Consider the following 3,050-nt stretch of genomic DNA (forward strand, 5'->3'; position numbering starts at 1 on the left):
ATCGTCGACCAGGCAGCCGTGAGCGCGGTACTGGCACGTTTTCAGCCTCACGCGATCATGCACCTGGCGGCGGAATCCCACGTCGACCGTTCCATCGACGGTCCGTCGGATTTCATTCAGACCAATATTGTCGGCACCTACAGCCTGCTGGAGGCCACTCGCGCTTACTGGCAGACGCTGGCCGAGCCGGAAAAAAGCGCTTTCCGCTTCCATCACATCTCCACCGACGAGGTCTATGGCGACCTGCACGGCGTCGATGATCTGTTTACCGAAACCACGCCCTACGCGCCGAGCTCACCGTATTCCGCGAGCAAAGCGGCGTCCGACCATCTGGTCCGCGCCTGGCAGCGTACTTATGGCCTGCCGGTGCTGCTGACCAATTGCTCGAACAATTACGGGCCGTTCCATTTCCCCGAAAAATTGATCCCGCTGGTGATCCTCAACGCCTTGGCCGGCAAGCCGCTGCCTGTTTACGGTAACGGCCTGCAAGTGCGCGACTGGCTGTTTGTCGAAGATCACGCCCGGGCGCTGCTCAAAGTGGTCACCGAAGGCGTGGTCGGCGAGACCTACAACATTGGCGGTCACAACGAGCAAAAGAACATCGACGTGGTGCGTGGCATCTGCGCACTGCTTGAAGAACTGGCGCCGAACAAGCCTGAAGGCGTGGCGCAGTTCGCTGACCTCATTACCTTCGTCCAGGACCGTCCGGGCCACGACCTGCGTTACGCGATCGACGCCAGCAAGATCGAGCGCGAACTGGGTTGGGTGCCTGAAGAAACGTTCGAAACCGGCCTGCGCAGAACCGTTCAGTGGTACCTGGACAACCTTGAGTGGTGCCGCCGTGTTCAGGACGGCAGCTATCAGGGCGAACGCCTGGGCGCCATCAATACCAAGGAGCTGCTCGCATGATGAAAGGTATCGTTTTGGCCGGTGGCTCCGGCACGCGCCTGCACCCGATCACCCTCGGCGTCTCCAAACAGCTGTTGCCGGTGTACGACAAACCGATGATCTACTACCCGATTTCGGTCCTGATGCTGGCCGGCATCAAAGATATTTTGCTGATCTCCACGCCTCAGGATCTGCCGCAGTACCGCAACCTGCTGGGTGACGGCAGCCAGTTCGGCGTCAACTTCAGCTACGCCGAACAGCCGTCGCCAGACGGTTTGGCCCAGGCCTTTCTGATTGGCGAAGAGTTTATTGGTGATGACCCGGTGTGCCTGATCCTTGGCGACAATATCTTCCATGGTCAGCACTTTGGCGAGCAGTTGAAGAACGCCGCAAAACGCCCCTCCGGCGCCACCGTGTTCGGCTATTGGGTCAAGGATCCGGAGCGCTTTGGCGTGATCGATTTCGACAGCGAAGGCCGTGCCTTGTCGATCGAAGAGAAACCGAAACAACCGAAATCCAGCTATGCCGTGACCGGCCTGTATTTCTACGACAACGATGTGATCGACATCGCCAAAGCCGTGAAGCCCTCACCGCGCGGCGAGCTGGAAATCACCGACGTCAACAACGCTTACCTCAAGCGCGGTGACCTGCAGGTCGAGCGCTTCGGCCGCGGTTTTGCCTGGCTCGACACCGGCACCCACGACAGCTTGCTTGAAGCCTCGCAGTACGTGCAGACCATCGAGCATCGCCAAGGCCTGAAAGTCGCCTGCCTCGAAGAAATTGCCTACGAAAATGGCTGGATCAGCCGCGAGCTGTTGCTGGAGCGCGCCAGCTATTTCGGCAAGACCGGTTATGGTCAGTACCTGTTTAAGCTGGCCGGGGAAGAACAATGAATGTGATTGAAACCGCTCTGCCCGGCGTGCTGATCATCGAGCCCAAGGTGTTCGGTGACGAGCGCGGTTTTTTCTACGAAAGCTTCAATGCCAAGGCGTTTGAAGAAGCGACAGGCCTGGACACGCAATTCGTTCAGGACAACCACTCCCGCTCGCAGAAAGGCGTGCTGCGGGGCCTGCACTATCAGCTGGAAAATACCCAAGGGAAACTGGTGCGGGTGACCGTCGGTGAAGTGCTCGACGTCGCGGTGGACATCCGTCGCAGCTCGCCGAATTTCGGTCAGTGGGAAGCGGTGCGCCTGTCCGCGGAAAACCGTCGTCAACTTTGGGTGCCGGAAGGGTTTGCCCATGGATTCGTGGTGCTAAGCGATTTCGCCGAGTTTCTCTACAAGACCACCGACTATTACGCGCCGTCCGCCGAGCGTTGCATTCGCTGGGACGATCCGACGCTCGCCATCGACTGGCAACTGGATGAAGCGCCCCAGCTGTCGGCCAAGGATCAAAACGGCAAACGCCTTAAAGAGGCTGATCTGTTTCCATGAGAATTCTTATCAGCGGTCAGAACGGTCAGGTTTCGCGTGAATTGCAGCGCCGCTTGGCCTCCCTTGGCGAGTTGGTGGTATTGGGGCGCGATCAACTCGATCTGGCTCAACCGCAGCAGATTCGCCAGCAAGTGCAACGAGTTCGCCCGGACCTGATCATCAACGCGGCGGCTCACACAGCGGTCGATCAAGCTGAAAGCGAGCCGGAGCTGGCGTTTGCCATCAACGCGACCGGCCCGGGCGTTTTGGCCGAAGAAGCGTTGGCGCTGGGTATCCCGCTGATTCACTACTCCACCGATTACGTGTTCGACGGCAGCAAGAACGAGCCGTACAACGAAGCCGACGCGCCGAACCCGCTTGGCGTTTACGGCAAAAGCAAACTGGCCGGCGAGCAAGCGATTACCGAGGTACAAGGCCAGCATCTGATCCTGCGCACCAGTTGGGTCTACTCGACCCACGGCCGTAATTTCCTGCTGACCATGCAACGCCTGCTGCAAGAAAAACCGGAGATGCGCATTGTCGCAGACCAGATTGGCGCGCCAACCTGGGCCGGTACGATCGCTGGCAGCACCCTGGCACTGATCGAACGCTGGAAAGCGGGACAGGCCGGTGCCTGGGGCACTTATCACCTGACCGCTCAGGGCGAAACCTCCTGGTTCGGTTTCGCCCAGGCCATCGGCGAAGCGCTGCGGGAACAGGGCAAGCCTTGCGCAAACCTGCTGCCGAT

Annotated in this window: 4 protein-coding genes; all 4 read left to right on the forward strand. The window is 59.5% G+C overall.

From position 1 onward, the window contains the following. Positions 1-909 (forward strand): dTDP-glucose 4,6-dehydratase (gene rfbB / locus EYC95_RS29915; protein ID WP_131063523.1); only part of this gene is annotated, 909 nt, incomplete at its 5' end. Beyond that, a complete protein-coding gene (gene rfbA / locus EYC95_RS29920; protein WP_131063524.1) occupies positions 906-1,781 on the forward strand; it encodes a glucose-1-phosphate thymidylyltransferase RfbA in 876 nt (291 codons plus the stop codon). The genes rfbB and rfbA, both read left to right, overlap by 4 nt. Further along, positions 1,778-2,323: a dTDP-4-dehydrorhamnose 3,5-epimerase gene (gene rfbC / locus EYC95_RS29925; RefSeq protein ID WP_131063525.1), complete on the forward strand. Its 546-nt coding sequence runs from the start codon at positions 1,778-1,780 to the stop codon at positions 2,321-2,323. Before rfbA ends, rfbC begins: the two co-directional genes overlap by 4 nt. After that, the coding region (gene rfbD, locus EYC95_RS29930; protein ID WP_131063526.1) for a dTDP-4-dehydrorhamnose reductase at positions 2,320-3,050 on the forward strand (731 nt) is incomplete at its 3' end. The genes rfbC and rfbD, both read left to right, overlap by 4 nt.

It is taken from the genome of Pseudomonas sp. BGI-2 (assembly GCF_004310295.1).
Taxonomy (GTDB): domain Bacteria; phylum Pseudomonadota; class Gammaproteobacteria; order Pseudomonadales; family Pseudomonadaceae; genus Aquipseudomonas.

Coding starts and splice junctions, on each gene's coding strand:
- rfbA (WP_131063524.1), top strand. CDS start 906: ATGATGAAAGGTATCGTTTTGGCCGGTGGCTCCGGCACGCGCCTGCAC.
- rfbC (WP_131063525.1), top strand. CDS start 1,778: ATGAATGTGATTGAAACCGCTCTGCCCGGCGTGCTGATCATCGAGCCC.